This window comes from Cysteiniphilum sp. QT6929 (assembly GCF_030035755.1).
Lineage (GTDB): Bacteria > Pseudomonadota > Gammaproteobacteria > Francisellales > Francisellaceae > Caedibacter > Caedibacter litoralis.
Genome location: NZ_CP103983.1, coordinates 2330409 through 2354677, shown reverse-complemented (window position 1 = coordinate 2354677; position 24269 = coordinate 2330409). Strand labels below are relative to the sequence as shown.

At 37.6% G+C, this 24269-nt stretch carries 19 protein-coding genes; 10 read left to right on the top strand and 9 right to left on the bottom strand.

The window, feature by feature from the left end:
- Positions 1–111 precede the first annotated feature (111 nt).
- On the bottom strand, positions 112–435 hold the full coding sequence (locus NYP54_RS10270) for a DUF4286 family protein (protein ID WP_283156426.1): 324 nt from the start codon (positions 433–435) through the stop codon (positions 112–114).
- A 153-nt stretch (positions 436–588) separates the two neighbouring features.
- Here NYP54_RS10270 and tsaE point away from each other — a divergent pair, with 153 nt between their 5' ends.
- The gene (gene tsaE, locus NYP54_RS10265; protein ID WP_283156425.1) at positions 589–1023 is read left to right on the top strand and encodes a tRNA (adenosine(37)-N6)-threonylcarbamoyltransferase complex ATPase subunit type 1 TsaE; all 435 of its coding nucleotides are present in this window, start codon (positions 589–591) and stop codon (positions 1021–1023) included.
- Here the strand turns inward: tsaE and NYP54_RS10260 are convergent.
- Positions 1020–1643 carry an NAD(P)H-dependent oxidoreductase gene (locus tag NYP54_RS10260; RefSeq protein ID WP_283156424.1) on the bottom strand — a complete coding sequence of 208 codons (624 nt, stop codon included), beginning with the start codon at positions 1641–1643 and terminating at the stop codon, positions 1020–1022. The two genes, tsaE and NYP54_RS10260, sit on opposite strands and share 4 nt — an antisense overlap.
- 259 nt (positions 1644–1902) lie before the next feature.
- Between NYP54_RS10260 and NYP54_RS10255 the strand changes: the two genes are divergently transcribed.
- The 6 genes from NYP54_RS10255 to ettA all read left to right on the top strand — a co-directional run bounded on the left by NYP54_RS10255 (position 1903) and on the right by ettA (position 8950).
- Entirely contained in the window at positions 1903–3645 is a 1743-nt protein-coding gene (locus NYP54_RS10255; protein ID WP_283156423.1) for a TolC family protein, read from the top strand.
- An 81-nt stretch (positions 3646–3726) separates the two neighbouring features.
- Positions 3727–4899, top strand: a complete 1173-nt coding sequence (locus NYP54_RS10250) for a D-alanyl-D-alanine carboxypeptidase family protein (RefSeq protein WP_283156422.1) — start codon at positions 3727–3729, stop codon at positions 4897–4899.
- Positions 4900–4962: 63 nt separating this feature from the next.
- Entirely contained in the window at positions 4963–5232 is a 270-nt protein-coding gene (locus tag NYP54_RS10245; protein WP_117003179.1) for a hypothetical protein, read from the top strand.
- A gap of 90 nt (positions 5233–5322) precedes the next feature.
- The gene (locus tag NYP54_RS10240) at positions 5323–5925 is read left to right on the top strand and encodes a TetR/AcrR family transcriptional regulator (RefSeq protein ID WP_283156421.1); all 603 of its coding nucleotides are present in this window, start codon (positions 5323–5325) and stop codon (positions 5923–5925) included.
- Between the two features lie 66 nt (positions 5926–5991).
- Positions 5992–7131, top strand: a complete 1140-nt coding sequence (gene nhaA, locus NYP54_RS10235; protein ID WP_283156420.1) for a Na+/H+ antiporter NhaA — start codon at positions 5992–5994, stop codon at positions 7129–7131.
- A 142-nt stretch (positions 7132–7273) separates the two neighbouring features.
- Positions 7274–8950: an energy-dependent translational throttle protein EttA gene (gene ettA, locus NYP54_RS10230; RefSeq protein WP_283156419.1), complete on the top strand. Its 1677-nt coding sequence runs from the start codon at positions 7274–7276 to the stop codon at positions 8948–8950.
- A gap of 197 nt (positions 8951–9147) precedes the next feature.
- Here ettA and NYP54_RS10225 read toward each other — a convergent pair whose 3' ends face one another.
- Together NYP54_RS10225 and vapB are read right to left on the bottom strand one after the other, a co-directional pair.
- A complete protein-coding gene (locus tag NYP54_RS10225) occupies positions 9148–9567 on the bottom strand; it encodes a type II toxin-antitoxin system VapC family toxin (protein WP_283156418.1) in 420 nt (139 codons plus the stop codon).
- Complete coding sequence (gene vapB / locus NYP54_RS10220) at positions 9567–9809, bottom strand: type II toxin-antitoxin system VapB family antitoxin (RefSeq protein ID WP_283156417.1); 243 nt, start codon at positions 9807–9809, stop codon at positions 9567–9569. Before vapB ends, NYP54_RS10225 begins: the two co-directional genes overlap by 1 nt.
- A 388-nt stretch (positions 9810–10197) precedes the next feature.
- On the opposite strand from vapB, the gene purH reads away from it, so the two are divergent.
- From purH to NYP54_RS10205, 3 genes are all read left to right on the top strand, one after another.
- Positions 10198–11769 (top strand): bifunctional phosphoribosylaminoimidazolecarboxamide formyltransferase/IMP cyclohydrolase, encoded by a 1572-nt coding sequence (gene purH / locus NYP54_RS10215; RefSeq protein WP_283156416.1) that lies wholly within the window; start codon positions 10198–10200, stop codon positions 11767–11769.
- Positions 11770–11850: 81 nt separating this feature from the next.
- Positions 11851–12087, top strand: coding sequence for a type II toxin-antitoxin system Phd/YefM family antitoxin (locus NYP54_RS10210; RefSeq protein WP_151193431.1), 237 nt, complete (start codon positions 11851–11853; stop codon positions 12085–12087).
- Positions 12088–12474 carry a type II toxin-antitoxin system VapC family toxin gene (locus NYP54_RS10205; protein WP_283156415.1) on the top strand — a complete coding sequence of 129 codons (387 nt, stop codon included), beginning with the start codon at positions 12088–12090 and terminating at the stop codon, positions 12472–12474.
- A 30-nt stretch (positions 12475–12504) separates the two neighbouring features.
- Here NYP54_RS10205 and NYP54_RS10200 read toward each other — a convergent pair whose 3' ends face one another.
- From NYP54_RS10200 to NYP54_RS10180, 5 genes are read right to left on the bottom strand one after another with little or no spacing between them, the layout of a single operon-like run.
- Positions 12505–15909 carry an AAA domain-containing protein gene (locus NYP54_RS10200; RefSeq protein ID WP_283156414.1) on the bottom strand — a complete coding sequence of 1135 codons (3405 nt, stop codon included), beginning with the start codon at positions 15907–15909 and terminating at the stop codon, positions 12505–12507.
- Between the two features lie 60 nt (positions 15910–15969).
- Positions 15970–19200 carry an SbcC/MukB-like Walker B domain-containing protein gene (locus NYP54_RS10195; protein ID WP_283156413.1) on the bottom strand — a complete coding sequence of 1077 codons (3231 nt, stop codon included), beginning with the start codon at positions 19198–19200 and terminating at the stop codon, positions 15970–15972.
- Positions 19197–20408, bottom strand: coding sequence for a hypothetical protein (locus tag NYP54_RS10190; protein ID WP_283156412.1), 1212 nt, complete (start codon positions 20406–20408; stop codon positions 19197–19199). The genes NYP54_RS10195 and NYP54_RS10190 overlap by 4 nt, the downstream gene beginning before the upstream one ends.
- Before the next feature lie 43 nt (positions 20409–20451).
- A complete protein-coding gene (locus NYP54_RS10185) occupies positions 20452–21699 on the bottom strand; it encodes an exonuclease SbcCD subunit D C-terminal domain-containing protein (RefSeq protein WP_283156411.1) in 1248 nt (415 codons plus the stop codon).
- A gap of 35 nt (positions 21700–21734) precedes the next feature.
- On the bottom strand, positions 21735–24116 hold the full coding sequence (locus NYP54_RS10180) for an AAA family ATPase (RefSeq protein ID WP_283156410.1): 2382 nt from the start codon (positions 24114–24116) through the stop codon (positions 21735–21737).
- Between the last annotated feature and the right edge of the window lie 153 nt (positions 24117–24269).

The following is a 24269-nucleotide window of genomic DNA, read 5'->3' as shown; positions in this document are numbered from 1 at the left end:
ATAAGCGTTGGCTGAGCGTAAGTCGAAGCCTCTGTGATGTGTAACTTTCCTAAGTTTACCCTTCGACTTATGCTCAGGGTACGGTGAGCACTTATGGATGAATACTTAGTCTTAGACTGAAGTATGAGCAATTAGCGCTTCCTCTAAAGCCAAGACTCGTCTTGTTGCACTAAATTGATCTCCAAACTTTCGCACGCCATCTTCACGCATAGTTTGTGCATGGTTTTTCAAATAGTCATTTAAATGCTCTAGCGTTTCAAGTTCATAACAGGCAACAAATACCTTGTTATTATCTTCACACTCAAGTTGCTGATACAGTTTCGCACTGATAAACCCGTTATATTTCAACATCTCGGCAGCGTGATGCTTTAACCATTGAAAAAATACAGTATCAATTTCCTTACTCACATAAAGTGTTACTTCATATTTGACCACTCTAAATCCTTAAATCACCAACAAATGATAGGCAAATAGTAACACTTTCATCTTAATGTTTAAAATAACTCAGTGCGTTTATTGCAGCTTTTAAGTAGCTGGCGCATAATGCCATATAATTAATAGCCACCATAATCGAGCCATTTACACACTATGACGATAGAGCAAAACAAAGCCAAACAGCATGTTATTGAAAATGAACTTGAAATGCTTAAGTTCGGCAAACAAATTAGCCAGGGCTTAAACAAAGGTGATGTGATCTATCTTCACGGTGATCTAGGTGCGGGCAAAACAACTTTAACCAAAGGCATTTTACAAGGATTAGGCTTCACCGGAAGTGTCAAAAGTCCAACTTATACACTCGTTGAAACCTACCCTATTAATGACATCACTCTCCAACATTTTGACTTATATCGTTTGAGCGACCCTGAGGAGCTTGAGTGGATTGGTATTCGTGATTACTTTACCAATGACACAATATCACTAATCGAATGGCCTCAAAAAGGCGGGGATTTTCTACCGCGCCCAACAAAAGAAATTTACATCCAATATGCAAATACTGGACGTGCTATCACTATTTCAGATTAATATTCTACGACAACATTTTGCGCTGCTTGTACACTTTCTAAGGAAAATAAGCTATCTAAATGCTTTTTATAACGTATAACATCTTTGTTAATTTGTGGGTCTTTAATGACATCATTACTCATAAAGGTTGGTAACGGCTGCATACCCAAAAATTGATTTGCCTTATGCACCGGCAAATAAACGCCATCAACACCAGCGCCTTGAAAGAACTGTTTAGGATCCTCAAAAGCTTCAGCTGGCGCATTCCAAGTCACAGATAGCATGTATTTTTTATCATGCAACAACCCACCTGAGCCATATTTTTTAGATACGTCATCACGGCTACGACCATCATTAACATAAAGTCTTCCATGCCCATGTGTGAATACTTCATCCATATATTTCTTCACCGTCCACGGTGGTCCCATCCACCAAGCAGGCATTTGATAAATAACAACATCTGCCCACAGAATATGGTTGATTTCATCTTCAATATTATAACCATCCTCAATTGTCGTCACACGAACATCATGCCCTAAAGCGCTAAGATGTGACTGCGCAACATCAGACATATATTGATTTAATGCCCCTTTGGAGTGTCCAAACTGCTTCTTGGCATTAATAATTAAGATTTTTTTCATTGATTTTCACAGTGAGAAATAGTTTGCATAGTATACAGCAATTTCCTGCGTGCACTAAATAGCCAAAATAGCAAAATTTAGCAAACAGCTTGATCCGCCCTTTTTCAGCACAGTCAATGCTATTTTATAACATCTCCGCACTTGTTAATTGATCAAAACTTTATCTCTTAAATATTTGCTTTTTAAAAATTATCAACTAGCTTTCTAATTAAGCAAAACTTATATGCCCAGCATTCAACATTAATGAGTGGAGATAATTATGGATAATCCGGCAAACAAACTAACTCGATCAATCAAGCTCTTACCAATAGCACTTGCGGCATTGGTAATCACGGGGTGCAGCATTACACCAAAGGCAGTTGATCATGAAACTCAACTTAACAACACCTACAAAGGTTTGCATAATGCATTTAATGCGCAGCAAGCAATAGATCATAAGATCACATTATCTGAAGCCATTGCGCGCACGCTAAAATATAATCTAGACCATAAGGTACAGCAAGCACAGCTAATGCTCGAGTCAGGCAATTTAAAAGCTGCCTACATGGAAATGCTACCAGCGTTGAATGCTGGGGTGGATTATAGTTTTAGGAATAATGATTTAATCCAAAACCTGGTTAATTCAGATGGACAGGTGGTTTCAGGTGAGCAAAGTTTCACACCACGCGAGGTGATTAATCAATCATATGGTTTGCAGTGGAGCTTATTAGACCTTGGTTTAAGCTACACCAGAGCGCAACAACAAGCCAATCGCGTGATGATTGCTGAAGAAGAGCGTCGTAAAATCACGCAACAACTTATCCAAGAAGTCGTTTCAGCATATTGGAAGGCATGGACAGCACAAACGATGATCTCTGAGGTAACTCGCTTTAAAGAAAAGGCTGAGCTAGCACTCAAACGCTCCAAAGAAGCAGCAAGCAGCAAAGCAAACACACCACAAATTGAACTTGATTATCAACAAGTTTTAATTAAAGCTATCCGTAAAATCAATCAATTAAATGCACAAATTGCCGATGCTAAAGCAACCTTAGCGCGGTTGATGAATGCTTCTCCTGATAGCAAATTTGAGCTGACAAACCCTGGTACGGATCTTGCGCAACTACCGGATATTAATCCACAATTTGAAAAAATGGATACCTTAGCGTTGATTTATCGCCCAGAGTTACGCCAAGCATCATATCAAGCTGAAATTGCCAAAAAAGGCATTCAAGCAGCAATCATTAATATGCTGCCCGGTATTGATTTTACCTTTGGCTATAATGCTACAAATAATGAATTTATGAAAAATCAATACTGGTGGGGTGGCAATATCGGCGCATCTCTTAACTTGATTCAAACGGTATTAACCGGACCATATGCCATTAGTCTTGCCAATCAAACCCATAGTTTTGAACAATTAAAGCAAATTGCCACAACCATTACCGTATTAACGCAAGTGCGTATTGCCTATACTAACTATTTATTATGGCAAGAAGATGCACATTATGCAGTGCAGGAAGCCAAAGTATCCATGGCGCTATTTGATCATGCTGAGAAGCTTGAAAAAGCCAATCAAGGTAATGAGCAGATTACCATCCGCCGCGGTATTGAAGCGATTTCCGCACAGTTTGATAAAGATGTCACGTTAGCGCGTGCGCATGAGGCATTATCCAAGCTCTATCAATCCATTGGTTTAGACATTATGCCCGCTGAGGCGCGCAATATGCCGCTAGCTGAGCTTGAGAAAAAAGTATCAACAGTGCTCAAAGCACAAAGTCAAGGCGAATTTAATAGTGAAATTAATAAAGCATATGCCGATATCAAGCCAACCTTAGACAAAATTAAAGCGAACATGCTGGCAGAAGAAAAAGCACAAACAACAAAAGCTGCAAAGACCACTAATGTAACGCCAGCGGCTAACAGCAAGGACAGTAAAGATAATAAGGTTAGTAACACTACTCCTGCAACAAGTTCTTCATCAGTAAAAGCAGGAAAAACAGCAAATACGACGAATACCAAATAAGCTTTCGCTATAAGCCCTTGAAATAGCTCAGACTCATTGCTATCTTTCTAGCATTGTCATGAGAAATGGAAACACCTTGTAATGCAATTAACCTACTTTAAAAAAATACTCTTTGGTACCTTTATCGCAATATTTGCTTTTGCCGGAACACCAGCACTTTCAATTGCTAACACACTAGGCAGTCCACCTGTAATTATCATCAAACCACATCCAATTCAACTCAATGCCGCGAGTTGGTTGCTGATGGATTTTGAAACAGGCGACATTATTGCCGATCACAACATGCATGAAAAACGCGCGCCGGCAAGTCTTACCAAGATCATGACGGCTTATATTATCGCAGGTGAGTTAAACCAAGGCACATTAAAGCTAGATCAAACAGTGAAAATAAGTGAAACCGCCGCAAAAACACCCGGTTCTAAAATGTTTGTCAAGCAAGGCTCGCGTGTTAGCGTTGATGATTTATTAAAAGGTATGATCATTCAATCTGGCAATGATGCTGCCGTTGCATTGGCTGAGTTTATTGCCGGTTCTGATAGTAATTTTGTTAATCTTATGAACAAAACTGCCAAAGCACTTGGCATGAACGATACCAATTTTGCCACAGTTGATGGATTGCCTGGAGATAATCAATACACCACAGCCTATGACATGGCTATTTTAGCGCGCAGCTTTATTGAACATTACCCTAAAGTTTATAAGCTCTATTCTGAAAAAACGTTTACGTTTAATGGCATTATTCAACATAATCGCAATAAGCTCCTGCGTACGTTTGAAGGAACCGACGGCATCAAAACAGGTTATACCGAAAAAGCAGGTTATAATCTAGTTGCCTCTGCTGTACAGAATAACCAGCGCTATATCAGTGTGATTCTTGGCTCACCTAGCGCTTATGTTCGCGAGCAGGAGTCTGAAAAGCTATTGAATTTTGGTTTCAGCAAATTCACTGATCAACTACTGCACACCAAAGATAGTGTTATTTCACTTGATGATACTGTTATTACTGATGCCGCTAAAGATGCTAAACTCACCGTCATTGGCAAAGACACCATCACCAAAACAATTCCTAAATCGTTTGTTAATCACTTGACTCAAAAAATTGTACTCCTACCGGGGCTTAAAGCACCCATCAACAAAGGACAAAAAGTAGGTACACTTGTCATTAGTGCGGGAGAATACCAAGTGATTGAAATTCCCGTTTATGCCGATAATACTATTGAACGCGCTGGATTCTTTAGCCGTTGGTTTGGCTAAACTCGCTTTTTCAAGATTGTAGTATATACTCAAGGTGCAATAACATTTTTCAAGGATGACATTATGCCGTTTTATTACAATGCAGCAGACTCAAAAAATAGCACACGTAATTTTGTACCGGTTACCGTGCATACAGATCAATACATCATAACAGGAGAAATATCAATACGCACAGGAGTGCGTCTAACAGATCACATCAATAGCGAAATAACAGGTAAATTTATTGCCTTACGCAATGTCAAAGTTTACTTACAGGAAAATAGCTCACCAATTAACGAATGTGAATTTATGAATATCAATCTCGATAAAATTTTGTTTTTATACCCTAATTGAAAAAAGATTGAATGCCAAATGCTTTGATGACTTCGCAAAACCAGCCATTAGAAGTATAATGCTTTCTAATTGCCGTCAAGGAGCTTATGTGTGACAGAAAAACAAAAAGGGCAAAAGAAGATTGTTAATGCTGCCAAAAAATTATTCGTAAAAAAAGGATATGATGGAACATCACTACGTGATATTGCGACGAAAGCAAATGTCCCTGTATCTTTGATCTATCATTACTTTGAGAATAAGGTTCACTTATGGCAAGAGGTCAAAGTTAGTCTCTTGATTGATAGTGGCTGGATGGGCGATCACAACCTGGATAAAGACCGTAATTTTGCTGAATTTCTAGAACACTTTATCAATATGCGCTTGCAATTATTATATGCGAACCCTGATATTGTAAGACTTTTTGATTGGCAACGCCTTGAAAGTGGTAAAAATCAGCTGTTTGGTCTGGGTAACGCACCAGAAGGTAGTAAATGGAAAACGCTCTTAGATTACTTAGAGATTTATCGCAATAAAGGTCAGATTACCAGCACACTTAGTGATGAGGCGGTAACCAGCATGGTATTTGGTCTTATTTTGGGTCCATTCGTGCGCACAGGTCAGGCGTATTTTAAAAACAACGATGAATATTCCATTTATAAAGACACCATCACATCAACACTTATTCAAACACTTGCTATAAAGCGCATTGAGTAATTTTCAAAACACTCTACCATAAAGAGCAGTTTAAAAAATCCGAAAACAAGAAGGGGAAAATCATTCATGAGCAAAGAGAGAAAGCTCAGCATTGAGGTCATTGGTGGTATTATTTTATTTACCGCGGCAGTTGCTGCTATTGTTGTCAATAACTCATGGCTTAGTCCGTATTATCATATGTTAGAAACCGTTTATGCCGGCGTATCCATTGGTAATTTTGCTTTACAGAAGAATCTAGTCCATTGGATTAATGATGGATTTATGGCGCTTTACTTCTTATTAGTTGGCTTAGAAATAAAACGCGAGTTTGTTGGTGGTACACTTTCCAGTAAGTCCAATATTATCATTCCTGCTATTGTTGCTTTATTTGGCTTATTGGTACCTGCACTTATCTACTTTCTCATCAACCAGCATAATCCAAATTATATCGATGGTTGGGCAATTCCAACAGCCACAGATATTGCCTTTACTTTAGGGATATTAGCACTGCTTGGTTCGCGCATTCCGACATCACTTAAAATACTCGTAACCACTATTGCTATCTTTGATGATATTGCCGCGATTGTGATTATTGCCGTATTCTACACTAGCAACTTGTCGCTTATATCACTATTTGCCGCTCTAATCTGTATTGTAGTACTTATTAGCATGAATCGCTTAGGTGTAAGAAAACTTGCACCATTTATGATTGTTGGTGTCATCATGTGGTTGTGTGTTTTACAATCAGGCGTACATGCTACCCTTGCAGGTGTCGCTTTGGCACTCACCATTCCACACACTGAGAAAAACTCCCCGCTGTTAAAACTTGAGCATAGTCTAAATCCGTGGATCATCTTCATGGTTTTACCATTATTTGCCTTTGCGAACGCAGGAATTAGTTTTAGTGGCATGAATTTATCTCATTTAGTTCATCCGGTATCACTTGGGATTATCTTAGGATTATTCTTAGGAAAACAAATCGGAATATTTATTAGTCTTTATCTCTTTAGCAAAACCAAATATTTCACAATTGGACGCCAACTCTCTATGGGGCAACTATACGGCATTGGCTTGGTTTGTGGGATTGGCTTTACCATGAGCCTTTTTATCGGCACACTCGCCTTTGCAACACCAGAGCTTATGAATATGGTCAAAGTTGGTGTTTTAGGTGGTTCATTAATTTCAGGATTTGCCGGCTATCTTGTGCTTAGAAAATGCTGTAAATAACATATTCACCATCGTTGTTGATTTAATTCCATTTGAATTTCAAAACAGTTTGCAAGCACTATACCAAGGCGATTTGTTTTTTGATACAATCGCCTGCGTTTATGTCTATATCCATCTTACAAAACAAACTAAGGATTCTTAAATGTCTGAACAATATATTTATTCAATGCATCGCGTTGGTAAGGTTGTACCACCCAATCGCTATATTCTAAAGGATATTTCGCTATCATTTTTTGATGGTGCCAAGATTGGGGTCTTGGGACTTAATGGCTCAGGTAAATCAACACTTTTGCGTATTATGGCAGGGCTTGATACTGAGATCGTCGGTGAAGCGGCACCTCGCAAGGGGGTTAAAATCGGCTATTTACCGCAAGAACCACAACTTGACCCAACAAAAGATGTTAAGGGCAATGTTGAAGAAGCATTAGCTGACTTAAAAGCACTGGTTACACGCTTTGATGAAATTAGCATGAAATTTTGCGAGCCAATGTCCGATGATGAAATGAACAAGCTGCTTGCCGAACAAGGTGAGCTACAAAACAAAATCGATGCAGCTGGTGCTTGGGAGATTGATCGCAAACTTGAGATTGCAGCTGATGCGCTACGTTTACCGGCTTGGGATGCTGATGTATCAAAGCTTTCAGGCGGTGAAGTACGTCGTGTTGCACTATGTAAACTACTATTATCATCTCCTGATATTCTGCTACTAGATGAACCAACAAACCATTTAGACGCTGAAAGTGTCGCTTGGCTTGAGCGCTTCTTACAAGAATACAAAGGCACTGTTGTGGCGATTACCCATGATCGCTACTTCTTAGATAATGTTGCTGAATGGATTCTTGAGCTTGATCGTGGTGAAGGGATTCCTTTTAAAGGTAATTACTCAAGCTGGTTAGAGCAAAAAGAAGCACGTCTAGCTCAAGAAGAGAAAAAACAAACAGCACATAGAAAAGCATTGCAACAAGAGCTTGAATGGGTACGTCAAAATGCCAAAGGTCGCCAAGCCAAATCAAAAGCACGTTTATCGCGCTTTGATGAGTTAAGCTCTCAAGAGTTCCAAGAGCGTAATGCCACGCAAGACTTATACATCCCACCTGGACCTCGTTTAGGCAATAAGGTCATTAATATTGACGGTATTAGCAAAGGCTTTGGTGATCGCTTATTGATTGATCAGCTTGGCTTTGAAGTCCCAGCGGGTTCTATTGTTGGTATTATTGGACCAAATGGCGCGGGTAAATCAACATTCTTTAAAATGGTATCAGGCATTGAAACACCTGATGCGGGCAATGTTGAGTTCGGTGAAACGGTTGAGCTTGCCTATGTCAACCAATCCCGTGATACCTTAGATGGTAATAAAACCGTCTGGGAAGAGATATCTGATGGACTCGATGTCATCGCTGTTGGCAAGTACACGATTCCCTCACGTCAATACGTTGGACGCTTTAACTTTAAAGGTTCTGATCAGCAGAAATTTATTCACCAACTTTCCGGTGGTGAGCGCAATCGTGTGCATTTAGCGAAGTTACTGCGCAAGGGTGGCAATGTCATATTACTTGATGAACCAACGAATGACCTTGATGTCGAGACATTGCGCGCACTTGAAGAAGCCATTCTTGCCTTCCCAGGTTCAGTGATGATCATCTCGCATGATCGCTGGTTCTTAGATCGTGTGGCAACGCATATCTTAGCCTTTGAAGGTGAAAGTAATGTCATATGGTTTGAAGGAAATTACGAGGCCTATATCGAAGATAAGAAAAAACGCCTCGGCGATGACTCAGTTGACCCACATCGCATTAAGTACAAGAAAATTACAGCGTAGTTCTCAGGCTACTAACATAATCTCTTCTCTTCTCTTCCCTACCTTGTATACGCTGGCTGAGCGTTAGTCGAAGCCACTTATTGCCTTTGCGTTCACCTTCGACTGGATTCATGGTGCAATTGGCATTGTTGGCTGAATATCTTACCGCGACCCACTTTCACGGTAAGGCTCACCACATTATTCATTCTCTATTTTTTTCACTCATCGTTTGTCCAATCTTCTAGCTCAAGGTGCTTTGACAAATGATAAAAGGCTCCATCTTTTGTCACTAATACTGCATTTTCAGCTTTTGCATGCGCTGCAATGAGCATGTCCATGCATGATAATGTCTTACCCTCTTTTTCACAGGTTGCGCGTAATTTTGCGTAAACTTTTGCCGCTTGTGATGTCCATGGCAAGATCTCGACACGCAGTAGAAACTCATTAACAATCATCGGCAAATGTTTTGCACTCAGCTTTTTAGCCACACCCAATAACAATTCAGCCTCAGTAATCGCTGAGATGCAAATGCTCGACATAGGCACATTGATAAGATGTGTTTTAAGTGCAGGATAATCACCTTTAATAATATAACTTGCTGTATTGGTATCAAGCATGTAGCGCTTTGTATTTACCATCAGAACAAATCTCTCTGTGATGGCATTTCATCATCTCTATCAGCCATAAAGTCCTTAGGGATCTTCTTGCCTTCTTTCATCTCAAAGAAATCCTCCCACGAGCCTGGCTTTTTAGAAATAATAATATCACCCGTTTCAGGATGACGTCTGATATAAACCTCTTTGCAGTCAAAACGATAACTACTAGGTAATCTTACGGCTTGACTACGCCCATTCATGAATAATTTCGCTGTATGAATCATCACAAAACACCTCTAATGAGTAACCTATATAAAGCATAGAGCCGAAATTGATATATATCAAGATATATTACATTATTTGTCGCACCTTGAGCAAAGTCAAAAGGTAAGGATAAAAACAACAAGAGGCTTCGACTAATGCTCAACCAATAAGCTCTACCGCACCCTGAGCGAAGTCGAAGGGAAATACAAAGACATTGGATAGCTTCGACTAACGCTCAGCCAATAATGCCAATCACCCCCTGAGTAAAGTCAAAGCGCTAAAAGTCTAAAGACAGAAATACTATAAAGTGGTTTGCACTAGCTATACAACGCAAAAAACACTGTAAAATGATTTGTGATGAGTATACAATCACCTCGCTTTTAACGTACTCTTTTGGAGCGAAATCTCGTGAGATCAATTAAACGCGCTTTGCTTAGTGTTTCTGACAAAACAGGGATTGTTGACTTTGCCAAGCAACTGCAAAAACTCAATATTGAAATATTATCAACCGGCGGCACTGCCAAGCTATTAGCAGACGCTAATATTCCCGTAATTGAAGTATCAGATTACACGGGCTTCCCTGAGATGATGGATGGGCGTGTCAAAACTCTGCACCCTAAAATCCATGGTGGACTTCTAGGTAGACGCGATATCGATCAAGCGGTTATGCAGCAACATGATATCCCGAATATTGATTTGGTTGTTGTCAATTTATACCCATTTAAACAAACGATCGAAAAACCGAATGTCAGTTTCAGCGAAACGATTGAGAACATTGATATTGGTGGTCCGACAATGTTGCGCTCAGCGGCAAAAAACCATCAAGATGTTACCGTGATTTGTGATCCTAATGACTATAATGGCATTACACAAAAACTAAATGACAATCATGGTGCTTTAGACTTTGCGACACGCTTTAGCTTGGCATGTAAGGTCTTTGAACACACCGCACAATACGATGGCATGATTGCTAATCATTTAGGCACATTAAATCCAGCAACTGGAGAGAAAGCACAGAGCTTCCCCAATACAATCAATCTACAGTTTAACAAAGCCGAAGTGATGCGCTATGGTGAGAACCCACACCAGCAAGCTGCCTTATATATTGAACCTGATTACCCTAATGCCTCAGTAGCACAGGCGACACAATTACAAGGCAAAGCATTATCTTATAATAATATTGCTGACACCGATGCGGCTTTACAGTGTGTCAAAAGCTTTGACTTACCTGCTTGTGTTATTGTTAAACATGCCAATCCTTGTGGCGTTGCCGTGGCAAGCTCATTAACCGAAGCCTATCAAAAAGCCTTTCAAACCGATCCAACCTCAGCCTTTGGCGGCATTATTGCCTGTAATCAAAAGCTTGATGCGATAACTGCACAAACAATTATTAATCAACAATTTGTTGAAGTTATTATTGCCCCTGAAGTGGATGATTTAGCGCTAAAAGCACTCGCAGCTAAGCCCAATGTACGTGTATTGGCTTGTGGTTATGATCAAAAACCAAATCTTGCTGAGCTTGAATTGAAGAAAATTGAAGGTGGACTGTTAGTCCAAGATAAAGACATTTATCAGCTAGATCAAAATGAATTAAAGATCGTCACTCATAAAGCGCCGACTGATGAACAGTTACAAGACCTGTTATTTGCATGGAAAGTGGTGAAATTTGTTAAATCAAACGCCATTGTTTACGCCAAAAAAAATATGACTGTCGGCATAGGTGCCGGACAAATGAGTCGCGTATTTAGCTCAAAAATTGCCATTGAAAAAGCGCACGATGCTAACTTAAGCATTGAGCATTCAGTGATGGCATCAGATGCCTTCTTCCCGTTTCGCGATGGCATAGATGCCGCTGCCAAATCAGGGGTTAGCGCCATTATCCAACCAGGTGGCTCCATGCGCGATCAAGAAGTCATAGATGCAGCTAACGAGCATGGTATAGCTATGGTGTTTACTGGCATTAGGCATTTTAGGCATTAAATAACAAACACTTGGACAAGTAGGGAATATTCAACTATATTAGCAAAAGATCAAATGAATAACTTAATTTAGCGAGGTCTTATGCATCATATCTATGGTATTGGCGATGCCAAACAAAACTTCCCCAAGCTGATTAATTTAGTATCAACCTCTGGTGAGGAGATTTTAATTACACGCGACAAAAAATTAGTCGCTAAAATTATTCCTGTGGAAAAGAAAAAACGCATTATTGGAAAGCTTTCTAACACAGCATATTACATGGCTGAAGATTTTGACGCGCCCAATGATGCTATTGACCAACTCTTTTATGGTGAATAAATGTATTTACTCGATACCCATTATTTAATTTGGCTATTATATGAGCCTCAAAAACTATCAGCCAAACTGACCAAAATCATTGAAAACACTGATAATGATATCTTTTTCAGTGCAATGAGTATCTTTGAAATCGCTATTAAAGAATCTATTGGCAAACTCAAAGTTGCTCCTGATTTTACCAATCATCTTGAAGAATCCGGATTACAATCTTTGCCCTTTCTAGCTGATCACGCCAATTGGTTACGCACGTTAACACTTGATATTCATAAAGACCCATTTGATCGTGCTTTAATCGCTCAATCGGCTGTTGAAGGAATCACCTTAATCACGCAAGATCGACTGATTTTAGAATATAGCAATGTGCTTCGTCATATTAAGGATTTGTGAACGGGTTCCTTCCAAACTTTAAGCTAGCAATTAGCAAACATTTTCGATGCGTTTATTCCTCTCCAATTGCTGATACAACTCCTTAAAGTATTTCTTTTGCCCCCAAATATTCCAATCCCCAATCACATATAAATTCCTCTTTGCTCGAGTAATTGCCACATTGAGTAAATTTGGTTTACCTGAAGCCCACCAAGCACCCCCTTCATTTTGTTGATCACAACCCAGAGCAAGAATAACCGTCTCATTTTCTTTGCCTTGGAAAGTGTGAACTGTACCAATATTATTCTTAATCCAAAAACTCAATTCCTTATACCCCACATTATTAAAGATACTAGACTGACTCATAAGTCGATACATCAATGCTTGTAGTTCCTTCTTTACTGCCTTAAATGGCGTAATCACATATATACTACTCAGTGCGCTCTTACTATTTTTAGTAACCTCCTGTAATAAATATGATACTCGCTCTCCAATTTCTGGCACATATTGCTTAACCGTACAAACACCGCTGACCTGAATCCATTTATTCTGCCCCAAGCTAGAATGAAGCTGTGGTTGTATTTTTTCATTTTCAAAGCCATGGATCATCCGGCTTTCATACGCTATTTTATTTGCCACACTAAACATAGGATCAATGCACCTTCTATGCACCCACAAAGGAATACCAATCCAAGTTTTCTGATTATTAATTGATATATTACAGCCATATTGATTTGCTCGATCCGCTACCTGCTGAACAGAATACTGGTAGGGTAACCAATCTTGATATGAGTTTGGCAAGACACTATCCATGAGCTTATCAACTAATTTTTGTGGTGTCGTAAAAACAGGTTCAATTTGCAAAGGATCTCCAACTACAACTGTTCGCTTCGCACGCCAAATACTACCTACTGCTGCATGAGGAACTGCTTGACCAGCCTCATCAATCATTAACCAACCCAACTGCGCACATCCAATTGATCTAAACATATTTCCAACAGATGCAAATGTCGTAGATAAAACGGGAACCATCAAAAACAGAGATTTCCATAAGGTTTCCTGCCTTATTTGACATCCTCCTTGCAAAAGTTGACTTAACCCAAACAAAACATTTTGCCTAAATAGTTCATAGCAACTGGCTTCATAAAGCCAAGATTGATGTAAATGCATTGCACAAACAAATAGTTCAGATCTTAAACAATTTAAATACTCACTTTGCCAATAACTTTGTCTTTGGGTGTCTACATCATAAATACTATGAGCATGACAGGGTATACGCAAATCCACTAATGACTGATTTAATTCCTCAAATAAAGCTTCTTTGTTTTTAAATTGTAAAACCGCTTTACCAAGCGCTTCTTGAGCTTTTTCAAGATTGTTTTTTAGATGATTTAATTTCACTTTCCTATCAAAGTCCACATGCGTATCTTTAAATGATAGGTACAATTTTCTTTGCTCAAGCAACTCTTTGGTTATGGTGCTTAACTGATTTTGGTAGGCTTTAACTTTTGCTCTTTTAAAAAGATATGATAACCAATGAGGTTTTTTATAAAGGCTAAGCTCGTCCTCTATAAACTTAATTCTTTCTTCAAAACGTTTGCATTTCTCCTCAATAGACTCATTTAGTGCAACATAATCTTCATAAGCCAATTTAGCAACATCTAGTGCCTGCCTCTGTTCTATCGTTGCCTTATCTTTATTATATTCTTTAAAATATGCTTGTAACTCCTGAAATTTTTTAATCTTATCTCGATATCTTTCCAGTTCATCATATTTCTTATTAAATTTATATTTTGCTTGTGAAAAGCTTTCTATTTTTTCTTGCTCCACATCTCGCCAGCGCCAAAAGTTTAAGTAATCAAATCCTATTGGACGTTTACTTTCTTGCTCTGAATATGGTTGGTAATGCTTTGTATAAAACATTCTATCTACTAGATTCTTTCTATTACGTGAGCTTCCACCTGCTGCTGAAATCAAGCCCCAACAATGCTCTTGGTCATTCATTGCTTGCAAGTGCCCTTTCCTTTTCTTAGCGTTTACTTGATTAGCAACTGATGATAAATAGGATAAATCACTAAATAAACCATCAATGTCTTTCCTCAAGGGGAGCTCTTTTGAAATATTTTCCACTGCTTTGTTATTAGATGATGCAACAACCATTTCAAAGCCAAAAAGCTCTGATTTAGGATAAAACTGCTCATCCAATGACTTTCTAACATCATCAAAAGAAGCCAATACCTTCGATCGATTAACCAAATTTTCAGCAACAATATCACGCAACAGCGTTGTTTTACCGGTTCCAGGCGGTCCATTTATTGATAGCACTCCCTCATTATGCAATTCGTCAAAAACCGTATTGATAGCAAACTGCTGCATTAAAGACATCTGATGTGATATTTTTGAAGGCCATCTTGCTCTTGGCGTCATATCTGGTGACAACTTATCTGCAATTAGTGGTAACGCATTTGGAGTGTATAAATCAACATGTTTTTCATCAACAAAGCTTAAATAGCTCATTAATGGCTTATGGTCAAAGCCTGCTGATAAAAAGCAAATTACTCTTTCGATATCTTCTATATAAAAGCTATTGAGAATAGGCATTACAAATTCATTTGCATCATTTTCCTCATCAGCTTCTTGAGCACCTTCCTCTTCCTCCTCCTCACGTCTATCAGATAACAGGTTATCTCGAGATGAACCGTCTTCCATACCATCATGTCTTAATAGTTTTAGCTGTTCTTCTTTTTTGTTACTTTTAATTTCTTTCCAATCAATTTTAAAAAGCCAAAGATTATCTTCCAGATTTAAATTAGCCCAATCATTTAGCAACTTACTAAGTTTATATAATGAACTTGAATTTAAAACTTTTAAACCCTCATTATCAGGATGTAGTGGAAGCTCATTTTCTATACGACACAAGCCCTCTTGCAATTTCTCACAACTTTTTTCAAACTCTGTCATTACAAGTTGATCTAAAGCATTTTGACAAAGCTTACCCAAAGCCCAAGGCAATGTACTTACTGACATAGTATCAAACAAAGGCGTTCCATTTTGATCAACGGTTAACTTGGCATAACAGCTAAAACCTTCTGTTAAATTTTCATCTTTGCGCTCTTCCCATTCTACTTCTTGATAACCATCTGATACTTCATTAAACACATTATCAACTATCGTATTTATTTCGTTTAAATCAAATAGATTGATATGTAGTGTATACATTGCATGCTGTTCTGGATAAAGACCTATCTGAAGTCTGGCGTTTGTATCTAACCAAGGTAAAATAGCATCCTGCTGCCTTTGTAGTTCATCAAATGTAATTTTAACTCCTTTATTTTCGTAGTTACTATCATCTGGAATTTTATAAGGTTGAAAAAACTCAACTTTATGCCACGCCCTTAATATTGCTATTGCATTATTAATTTGTTCTTGCTTTGTTACATCTACTAATTTTGTCATATTGATTATCTACTCAAATCCATCAAAAAATGAGGGGTATCTTGCCAATTATTAACCACATCAACACCCCACACCACTTAATACACTTTTCCCGCCTGAAATTGGAGTGACCTTGATCTGCGAGCTAATACGCTCTTTAAGTGCTGGGACATGCGAAATCACACCGATTAATTTACCATCTTGCTGCAAATGTGATAATGCTTCCAATGCCATCTCTAGCGCATCTTCATCCAATGTCCCAAAACCTTCATCTAAAAATAAAGAGTCAACACGAACTTTTTGACTTGCCATTTTGGATAAACCAAGTGCCAAAGCTAGGCTCATAATAAAACTCTCACCTCCTGAGAGGTTTTTTGTCGTGCGTATTTCTCCTGCTTGATAATTATCAATTACATTTAATTCTAAAGGCTCATTGCTATCACGCACTAACAAATAGCGATCACTCATCTGTTGTAATTGCTGATTGGCATAATTAACCATCAGCTCAAACGTTAAGCCTTGGGCAAAGTTGCGATACTTTTTGCCATCTTGTGAACCAATCAACACTCTAAGATTTGCCCATTTTTGCGCTTGTGTTTTTTGCTTCTCAACACTCGCTAGCTTATTTTCAAATGCCCGAACGGCATTATCATGTGCTTGTAATTGTGTGTTTAATGACCCTAAGCTCTCATACGTTTGTTGCTTTTCATTTTGGATAAACTGTTGCTGCTGCAGCAAATTTTCCAGTTTTTCCTCTGTCAATGGCGCATTATGAAGTTGGTTATACTCATTCCTTTTAACATTTAATTGACTATCTATCTCACGCCAATGATTTTGTAATTGCTCCGCTTGCTGTTGCAATGGCTTGATTTGATCTATTTGCTTTAAAAGCTCTTCAAAGGCCTCTTCATCCATCATATTGTATGACTTTAGCTGCTCATAAAAATCTTGTTGCCGCTGCCTATACTCATTATCTTTTTCTATTTGCAATGCCTGATAGGTACTTAATTGAGTATTCAATTCAAGTATTTTATCATCAATCGCTTTTACCTCTTTAGCAAAATGATCATATTGCTTTTGAGCCTGATCAACTGCTTGTTGCAATTGCTGCTCATAATCATCGGGATTTTTATCTGCAAATAACTGTTGCCGATCTTGGACAAGCACTTTCTTTTCTTCACTGAGATTAGCTATTGCTTCTTGCTCTTGTCGTATAGACATATTGCTCTGCTTAATTTGCTGTTCAACAAGATTTAGTTGCTCAGTAGACTGTTGTTTTTGTTGTTCATAGTTTTGCAGTGCCTGTTGCGTTTTTTGCCATTGATTCAAACGTTGTTGCAGCTGATCATTGACTTCAGAGAGTTGCTTAACATGTGTTACTACCATGCCATATTTATTTAACACTTCATTAAATTGACACATTGCCTTTGATACGCTTTCTTGCGCTAGTGACAGTTGCTCTTTTGCTTTAGCTAATGCTGATTTGGCATTTGTTACTTTTTCATCTGCCACACGTAACTGTGTCGTTAAATCCCCATGCACTTGCCCCTTTTGAGCGACCTGCTTCTCTTGTTCAGCAACTTCTTTTTGCGATGCTTTTATTTTTTTAATCTGTGATTTTAATGCTTTAATGTCATCATCGGCATCAAAGACTGGTAAGCCCTGTGTATAAGGATGATCCAATGCACCACACAAAGGACAAGCCTCACCATCAATGAGCTTGTGACGCTCTTTTTCTAAATGAATAATGACTTTTTGCTGCTCTTGGATATGCAGTTTAAGCTCTAAAGTCTCCTCATAATCTTCAAGCTGCTTACCTGCCAATATACTTTCAAGATTAAGATTTAATGTTGCCAAATACTGCTTAGCTTGATCTAAATCATTATTAGCAATATTCGCCGTTTGTTGGCATTGCTCTTGTTGCTGCACAGCTTGATCTAGTTGCTTCTGCGTCTTTTCAACTTCAGTATAATAACCATTAAGTGCATTGTGCTTATCTGTAATTGAACTGATTTGTAATTGAACACCTTGAAAATCAGCGATTAAATCTTCATCTACCGCATATTGCTGAGTGTATAGCGTATTGGTTTGATTGGCTTTATCAAGCTTAATGATATCTTGTTGGATACTTTCTCTCTGCTGCTGTTGGTTCGTCAAGCCAGTATTTAATGCATTAACTCTCTTTTCAAGCTGATTCATTTGATCTTGTTTATATTGAATATTATGATCAAGCTTGCGCACGTCTTTAATGATTGGAGTTTGTTCTCCTTGAGCTTCTTTAGCTTGCTGCCAAGCTGCTTTTGCCTCATTAGATTTTTCTACAAATTTATCCGCATCTTTTTGTAACTGTGGACGCTTAAGCTGCAAAGTATCAATCTGATCTTTCACTTTGTTTAGCTCAGCATAAACACTCTGATAGGCCTCATAAATTGGATTAATCTCTTTGACTTGCTGTAAACGGATCAATTGCTGCTGTTTTGGTTTGAATGCGTCTTGCTGTTGCTGTATATCCTCATATTGCTTTTGTAGTTGCGACACCTCATGTTGAAGCTTCTCAATGGTTTGAAGCCAATTCACTTTATCACTTAAGACTTTTTCGCTAATATCTAATCGCTCAATCAATGACTTATTAATGACAAGATCATTATTTAGCTGTGTCAGCTTCTCTTGTGATAATACCTGAATACCCTCTAGCTCTTTCTGTAGTAATATGACTTTATCTGCTTCCTGCTTATCACGCGCATACACCATTTTGGAAATATCACTATAAATTTCAGAACCCGTCATTTGCTCTAAGATTTCAGAGCGCTCATCTGATGACGCTTTTAAAAAGGCAGTAAAGCCGCCTTGTGCTAACAAAATCGATTTACAAAAGCGCTTAAAGTCCATTCCTGTTTTTTGAGCAACAAGTTTTTTGACTTCTGTGCCCAATGTTTCTAATACTTTTCCTTTGTTAACATCTGAAATCTCATGCTTCGATGGTTGCAAATCACCATCTGCTTTACGGCGAGCTTTACGCTGACTCCAATGGCATTGATAGACACCTTCATTTGTTTGAAATGTAATTTCTGCAAAACATTCCCCAGTTTGGCGCGACATCACTTCATTAGTTGATTTGGTAATTTTTTCTAAACGTGGCGTTTGACCATAAAGCGCCAAACAAATCGCATCTAATATGGTTGATTTACCCGCTCCAGTTGGGCCTATAATTGCAAACAAGCCATTATCTATGTAATCAGGATCATTAAAATCAATTGACCATTCACCATACAGAGAATTTAAATTTTTGAATCGTAAATTGAGGATTTTCATGGTTTGTCCTTATTAGTGTCGGTCTTATTATGAGCTTTTATAGGCGCATCATAAATAGCAATAATTGAGGAATTTGGTAGTGTTACAACAATGTCTCGATCTTTTAATAAAGGGACTCTGATTTTAGTATTAGAGCCAATACCTTGAAATAGAATATCAACGCTCACCAGTGTACAAAACTGTGAGTTATTTGAGCAATCTAAATGTTTTTTTAATACCCCCTCTTTCTCTATGGTTCCCACTTTAATCAGGGGTATTAATACGCTTCTTTTTATAATAACATCAACCTTACTTTGCTTAATACTTAACAGTTGGACCCCAACACCTGTAACAAACAGCAAATAAATAAAGCTAAATGGAAGCAAAAATACAATAAATCTCCTTATATTTATACTACCTAATAAATTTTGATTTAGTCTTTTTGGAGATATAGAAAACAAAGTAAATAACAACATGGCAAACAGAATAATACCAGTTAAAACCAAAGACGTAACCATATCTACTTGTTTTAAAGACTCTATTAGCACAAATATTAAGACAAATAGTGCAACTAAAGAAATAAAAATGTAAATACAAACAATAACAAAAGAATATTGGTAAATTTTCTTCCTTCGTCTTTTGATTTTACAATAGGGTCCTTTCTTAAGTCCAAACACGAAAACTACCCATAAAACCAAAGCTACAAGGATAATCATTATAAATATAACAAACCATCTATAAAATAGATCTACATCAGCGTTATAGGCAAAGAACACCCCAAATAATAAAAAAGTTAGATATGGAATAAAACAAACTAATGTTGAAAGAAATAATAGCCCCTTATCAAACCCCAATTCCCCTAGGAACAAATCAGTATACCGATAATTTTTAAAATAGTACCCCAACAAATAAAGTGGCCATTGTATAAATACATACATCAAATACATTAACAGCAACAATAAAAACCCCATACACATGGATATTCCAATAAGATAACAAACATCTGAAAGCTCAAGCTTACCTACATTTACCCCAGTAATCAAAATATAGGGGAAGACGACTAAAGAGCCTAAAACTATTGAGAAAATAAAAATAATCTTTCCAATTAACCATAGTTTTTCTAAAAACTGAATTGATACAATCTCCCTTGGTAAAAAAGAGCTATTTTTACTCTTGTCTTTACTTTTGCAATTCTGAATCGTTTCTTTTGACTCTTTACCATCAGCCATTTATGCATACTCCGTAAATATCACTCTCTTAGGCAATTAACTTCTATTCTGCCTGCATATCTTCCTCAACAAGCTGCATCATAATCTCTTGATAACAATCCATCAAAACAGCTTGCTGATCTTTTGGAATATCATGCACAGCTAAGCAGCGCTCAAATACTTCTCTTTCATCGAGATCCTCTAGTGTTTCACTACTTTGAGATTGGCTTATCGCTTTATCAATTATGCGTTTGTTTTTGATACGTCTGATCTCAAGCTCACTGCCTTGAATATGAGCATTAATTTGCTCTGTCAGATCACTGATGATTTCTTTACCTATATATTCAATCTCAAGCCAGCTATTACTTTTATCAGTTGTTAGCTGTGACAAGGATGCCAAGATACCTTCCAGATTACCTTTAATACTAACTAACGGTTGAAAGCACGGAACAGCAATAGATGTAATGACGCTATTGTCGTCTTTAAAGTCAATCATTAACACCTGCTTTTGCTGCTTAGCCTCACCAAAGCCCATAGCAATCGGTGAGCCGCTGTAGCGAATATGCTCTTTTTTAGCCACCATTTGTGGCACATGCAAATGCCCCAAGGCAACATAATCAAGATAATCAGGAAATATACTCGCATCAACATGTGCTAACGAACCAACATATAGCTCACGCACACCGTCATCAACTTCAGTCTTGCCTCCGGCGGCAAACAAATGCCCCATACCAATCATTGGCAAATATTCAAGCTTATGTGTTTTGCAAAACTCAACCTGTTTCTCTTTAGCGTACTGACACACCTCATGATAATGCTGCTTAATGCCTGATATTAATTTCTTATTTTTATCATCCAACGTTTCACTAGCTTCAACCTTTCTGATATCACGATCACGTAAGTAAGGTACTGCACAAATGATTGCTTGTGGAATACTGCTGTCATTTTTAAGGACAATGACTTCATCTTGTGGTTTTTCACTAGCCGCCCCTACAACGTAGATGTTAAGCGCTTTTAACACACTTTTGGACGCTTCCAACAAACTAGGCGAGTCGTGATTACCACCAATCACTACGACATGTTGGCAATCCGTGTTTCTAGCGACATCACTTAAAAACTGAAAATACAGCTCTTGAGCATAATTGCTCGGTGTTGTGGTATCAAAGATATCACCGGCTATTAATAAGATATCAATACCTTCAGCTTTAATAGTATCAATTAACCAATTTAAAAAGGCTTCAAATTCAGGATAACGCTTCTTGCCATAAAGCATGCGCCCTAAATGCCAATCAGAGGTGTGGAGGATTTTCATGGTGTTTTTTCCAATGATTTGCTTTGAACATTAATTTATTCACATACGCCAATACTTTCACATAACGCTTGATATTGCTCAGAATCTTTTTCTTTGATTTTATCTAGAATTTTTTGCGCTACTTTCTGCATCTCAGGAATATCAATAGGTAATGACCCGCGCTCAAACAGACCACATAAATGAGAATATTCATTGTTTACTCGATTTAGTGTATTCTCAGCAATTGAATCTTTTTCATCAAGAAAGTTACTTAGTTTATTGTCTCTATCTTCTCCATTAGGAAACTTATAATACAGATATATTTCTAAAAACTTCCGCGCGTTATTAGCAAAGTTATAAACAGTATCGTGATCATGGTTAAGGTTTGAATTATTTGCACACTGATAAATTTTATCAAATAAGTAATTAAACTCAGTAATATATTTTTTCAAATAACTTGGCATTATCGATATGTTCGATTTTTGATTATTTAAGCGCTCAACAACAAAGAACTGTCTAATTAATACCTGATTGGGCTTTCTCCCCTTATAATCATCAGAAAGTTTTTTCAAATACTTTAGAAACTCCAAGCTATGCGTTGAAATAAATAGTTGGGAATATTTTTTCTCTTTAATAATCTTTGCTTTAATCAAACTAAAAACAAAAAAGATATGATTCGCATCTAAACTGCATATTGGATCATCAATCCAAATGATAGGCTTTTCATTTTTAGTATTTGCATCATGCAATTTTGCCATAAAGTAACAAAATGCAATTAATCGACATTCTCCCTCACTCAAATGATGAGCTCTGATCCCATTTCTTTGTACTTCAAATTGATAACTTTTTTGAACCGACCTTTCTCCTAAAACTGGCTGAAGGGATAACATTTGATGACCAAAAAAATGATTTAAATACTCGTTAATTTTTTTAGCGCCCTCAGCTTCGCCACCCAATTGTGCTTCTAGTTTTTCAATCTGTTTAAGAATATCATTAATCTCTTTTTCAACCTTATCCTTAGCTTCCTGCGCACTAGCCGCCCCTTCTTCTAAGGTGCTTATATTTTGTTTTATTTGTTGATAATTAGAGTCTACAACGTACTTACAAACCTCATCCAATCTTAATGCGTCACGCGCCTCTTTTTGTTTATCGTTCAAGTCATTCGTATATTGATTTGATTTCTTGCATAACGCTTGAAACTTGCCATATATTTGTTTTATTTGATTCACATTAGACTGAGGAGACTCAAAAATTAGCTTCTGAGAAATATTATCTTTTCGCTTCTCAAGCTGATCAAATAGCAGCCCCAAAGCTTCACTATATACTTGAGTTTCTCGTGTGTAGTCAGATTGCATGCTCTCAAAATGGTCATGGAATGCACTATAAAACTGATTTTTTTCAAGAGTTAAGCCATTTGTTGTATTATTCTTCTCAGTGTTAATTTCTTTAATGATTTCCTCAATTTCACTACGCAATTTTTCGGATTCTTGGCTAAAATGTTTGTTTAACTTATCCCAAAGATCATTGGGTAAAGTTTGCTGACAAAAAGCACAAGTTTCGCGCTCTTTATGATGATGCACCCCCTCCCTCACCCATTCGTTGAGTAACGAGTTGGTCAATAACTCTTGTATAGGTTCAGAGATAGTAATATCTTTTTCAACCAATAACTGACTTCTGATTATCAATTCATCTAACCTAAGGGATGGTTCGGTAAATGTAATATTGTCTTTTTTATCCTCTTTAATCGTTTGCTTTTTCTCTTCTCTTGTTACCTCGCTTAGCCTTTCTAACTCTTGATCTATCACATAATCACAATCTTTCACTAGCCTACTTTTGTTGTAAGTTGCAACTCTGTACAAAGGGTTATGCTTAATGCCGGTGTGCTCTGAATTTGCTTTTTTTGTTAAATATTTCTCAAATCGCTTTTTTGCTTCTTCATATTGACGATCACGGTCTTTATAAGTTGTTTCACTAATTGCCAAATCACTATACAGACCTGTAGGAGTCTCTTTATCATCTTTGCCTAAAGTCGTCCTTAATTTCGTGATCTTTGCTTCTAACTCTACATCCTCACCTAAAATTGCAAATGACTCAATGGACTCCTCAGGATTATGAATAAATTTAAGATTCTCCCGTACAAAATCTTCATTGAAAACCCTAAATTTATAAGCTGTATCAAGGTTAGCCTGAGTAAGTTCATTTCCACTATCTAATAACAATGAAAAACTTGGGGTTTCATATTTGTCTGATACTTTCCCTGTTTCAAATGCCCTCACAATTCTAGATAACGTTGTCTTTCCCGAGTAGTTTCTACCATATAGGATATTAACTTGCTTAAACTCAAGTGGCTCATTATTTTCATTAACACATATCTTATCCCAGTCGAAATCTTGGTAGATTGCCATATTGATATGACTAAACTTTTTTATCAACGTCATAGACTCAACGAACTCCCTTTACAATTAGTTTCCGATAACAATTCTATCACATATAACGATTATTTATAGCTATGATTGCCCATAGCTAGAGTCTAGTATCGAAGAAATTTTTGATGCTTTTAGGTAAGTGATCAGCTTGTAGGTAATAGCAGC

Bases quoted from the DNA above. Each gene is read 5' to 3' on its own strand.
- tsaE (WP_283156425.1), top strand. From the start codon at position 589: ATGACGATAGAGCAAAACAAAGCCAAACAGCATGTTATTGAAAATGAA.
- NYP54_RS10260 (WP_283156424.1), bottom strand. From the start codon at position 1,643: ATGAAAAAAATCTTAATTATTAATGCCAAGAAGCAGTTTGGACACTCC.
- NYP54_RS10255 (WP_283156423.1), top strand. From the start codon at position 1,903: ATGGATAATCCGGCAAACAAACTAACTCGATCAATCAAGCTCTTACCA.
- NYP54_RS10250 (WP_283156422.1), top strand. From the start codon at position 3,727: ATGCAATTAACCTACTTTAAAAAAATACTCTTTGGTACCTTTATCGCA.
- NYP54_RS10245 (WP_117003179.1), top strand. From the start codon at position 4,963: ATGCCGTTTTATTACAATGCAGCAGACTCAAAAAATAGCACACGTAAT.
- nhaA (WP_283156420.1), top strand. From the start codon at position 5,992: ATGAGCAAAGAGAGAAAGCTCAGCATTGAGGTCATTGGTGGTATTATT.
- ettA (WP_283156419.1), top strand. From the start codon at position 7,274: ATGTCTGAACAATATATTTATTCAATGCATCGCGTTGGTAAGGTTGTA.
- NYP54_RS10225 (WP_283156418.1), bottom strand. From the start codon at position 9,567: ATGGTAAATACAAAGCGCTACATGCTTGATACCAATACAGCAAGTTAT.
- vapB (WP_283156417.1), bottom strand. From the start codon at position 9,809: ATGATTCATACAGCGAAATTATTCATGAATGGGCGTAGTCAAGCCGTA.
- NYP54_RS10210 (WP_151193431.1), top strand. From the start codon at position 11,851: ATGCATCATATCTATGGTATTGGCGATGCCAAACAAAACTTCCCCAAG.
- NYP54_RS10205 (WP_283156415.1), top strand. From the start codon at position 12,088: ATGTATTTACTCGATACCCATTATTTAATTTGGCTATTATATGAGCCT.
- NYP54_RS10200 (WP_283156414.1), bottom strand. From the start codon at position 15,909: ATGACAAAATTAGTAGATGTAACAAAGCAAGAACAAATTAATAATGCA.
- NYP54_RS10195 (WP_283156413.1), bottom strand. From the start codon at position 19,200: ATGAAAATCCTCAATTTACGATTCAAAAATTTAAATTCTCTGTATGGT.
- NYP54_RS10190 (WP_283156412.1), bottom strand. From the start codon at position 20,408: ATGGCTGATGGTAAAGAGTCAAAAGAAACGATTCAGAATTGCAAAAGT.
- NYP54_RS10185 (WP_283156411.1), bottom strand. From the start codon at position 21,699: ATGAAAATCCTCCACACCTCTGATTGGCATTTAGGGCGCATGCTTTAT.
- NYP54_RS10180 (WP_283156410.1), bottom strand. From the start codon at position 24,116: ATGACGTTGATAAAAAAGTTTAGTCATATCAATATGGCAATCTACCAA.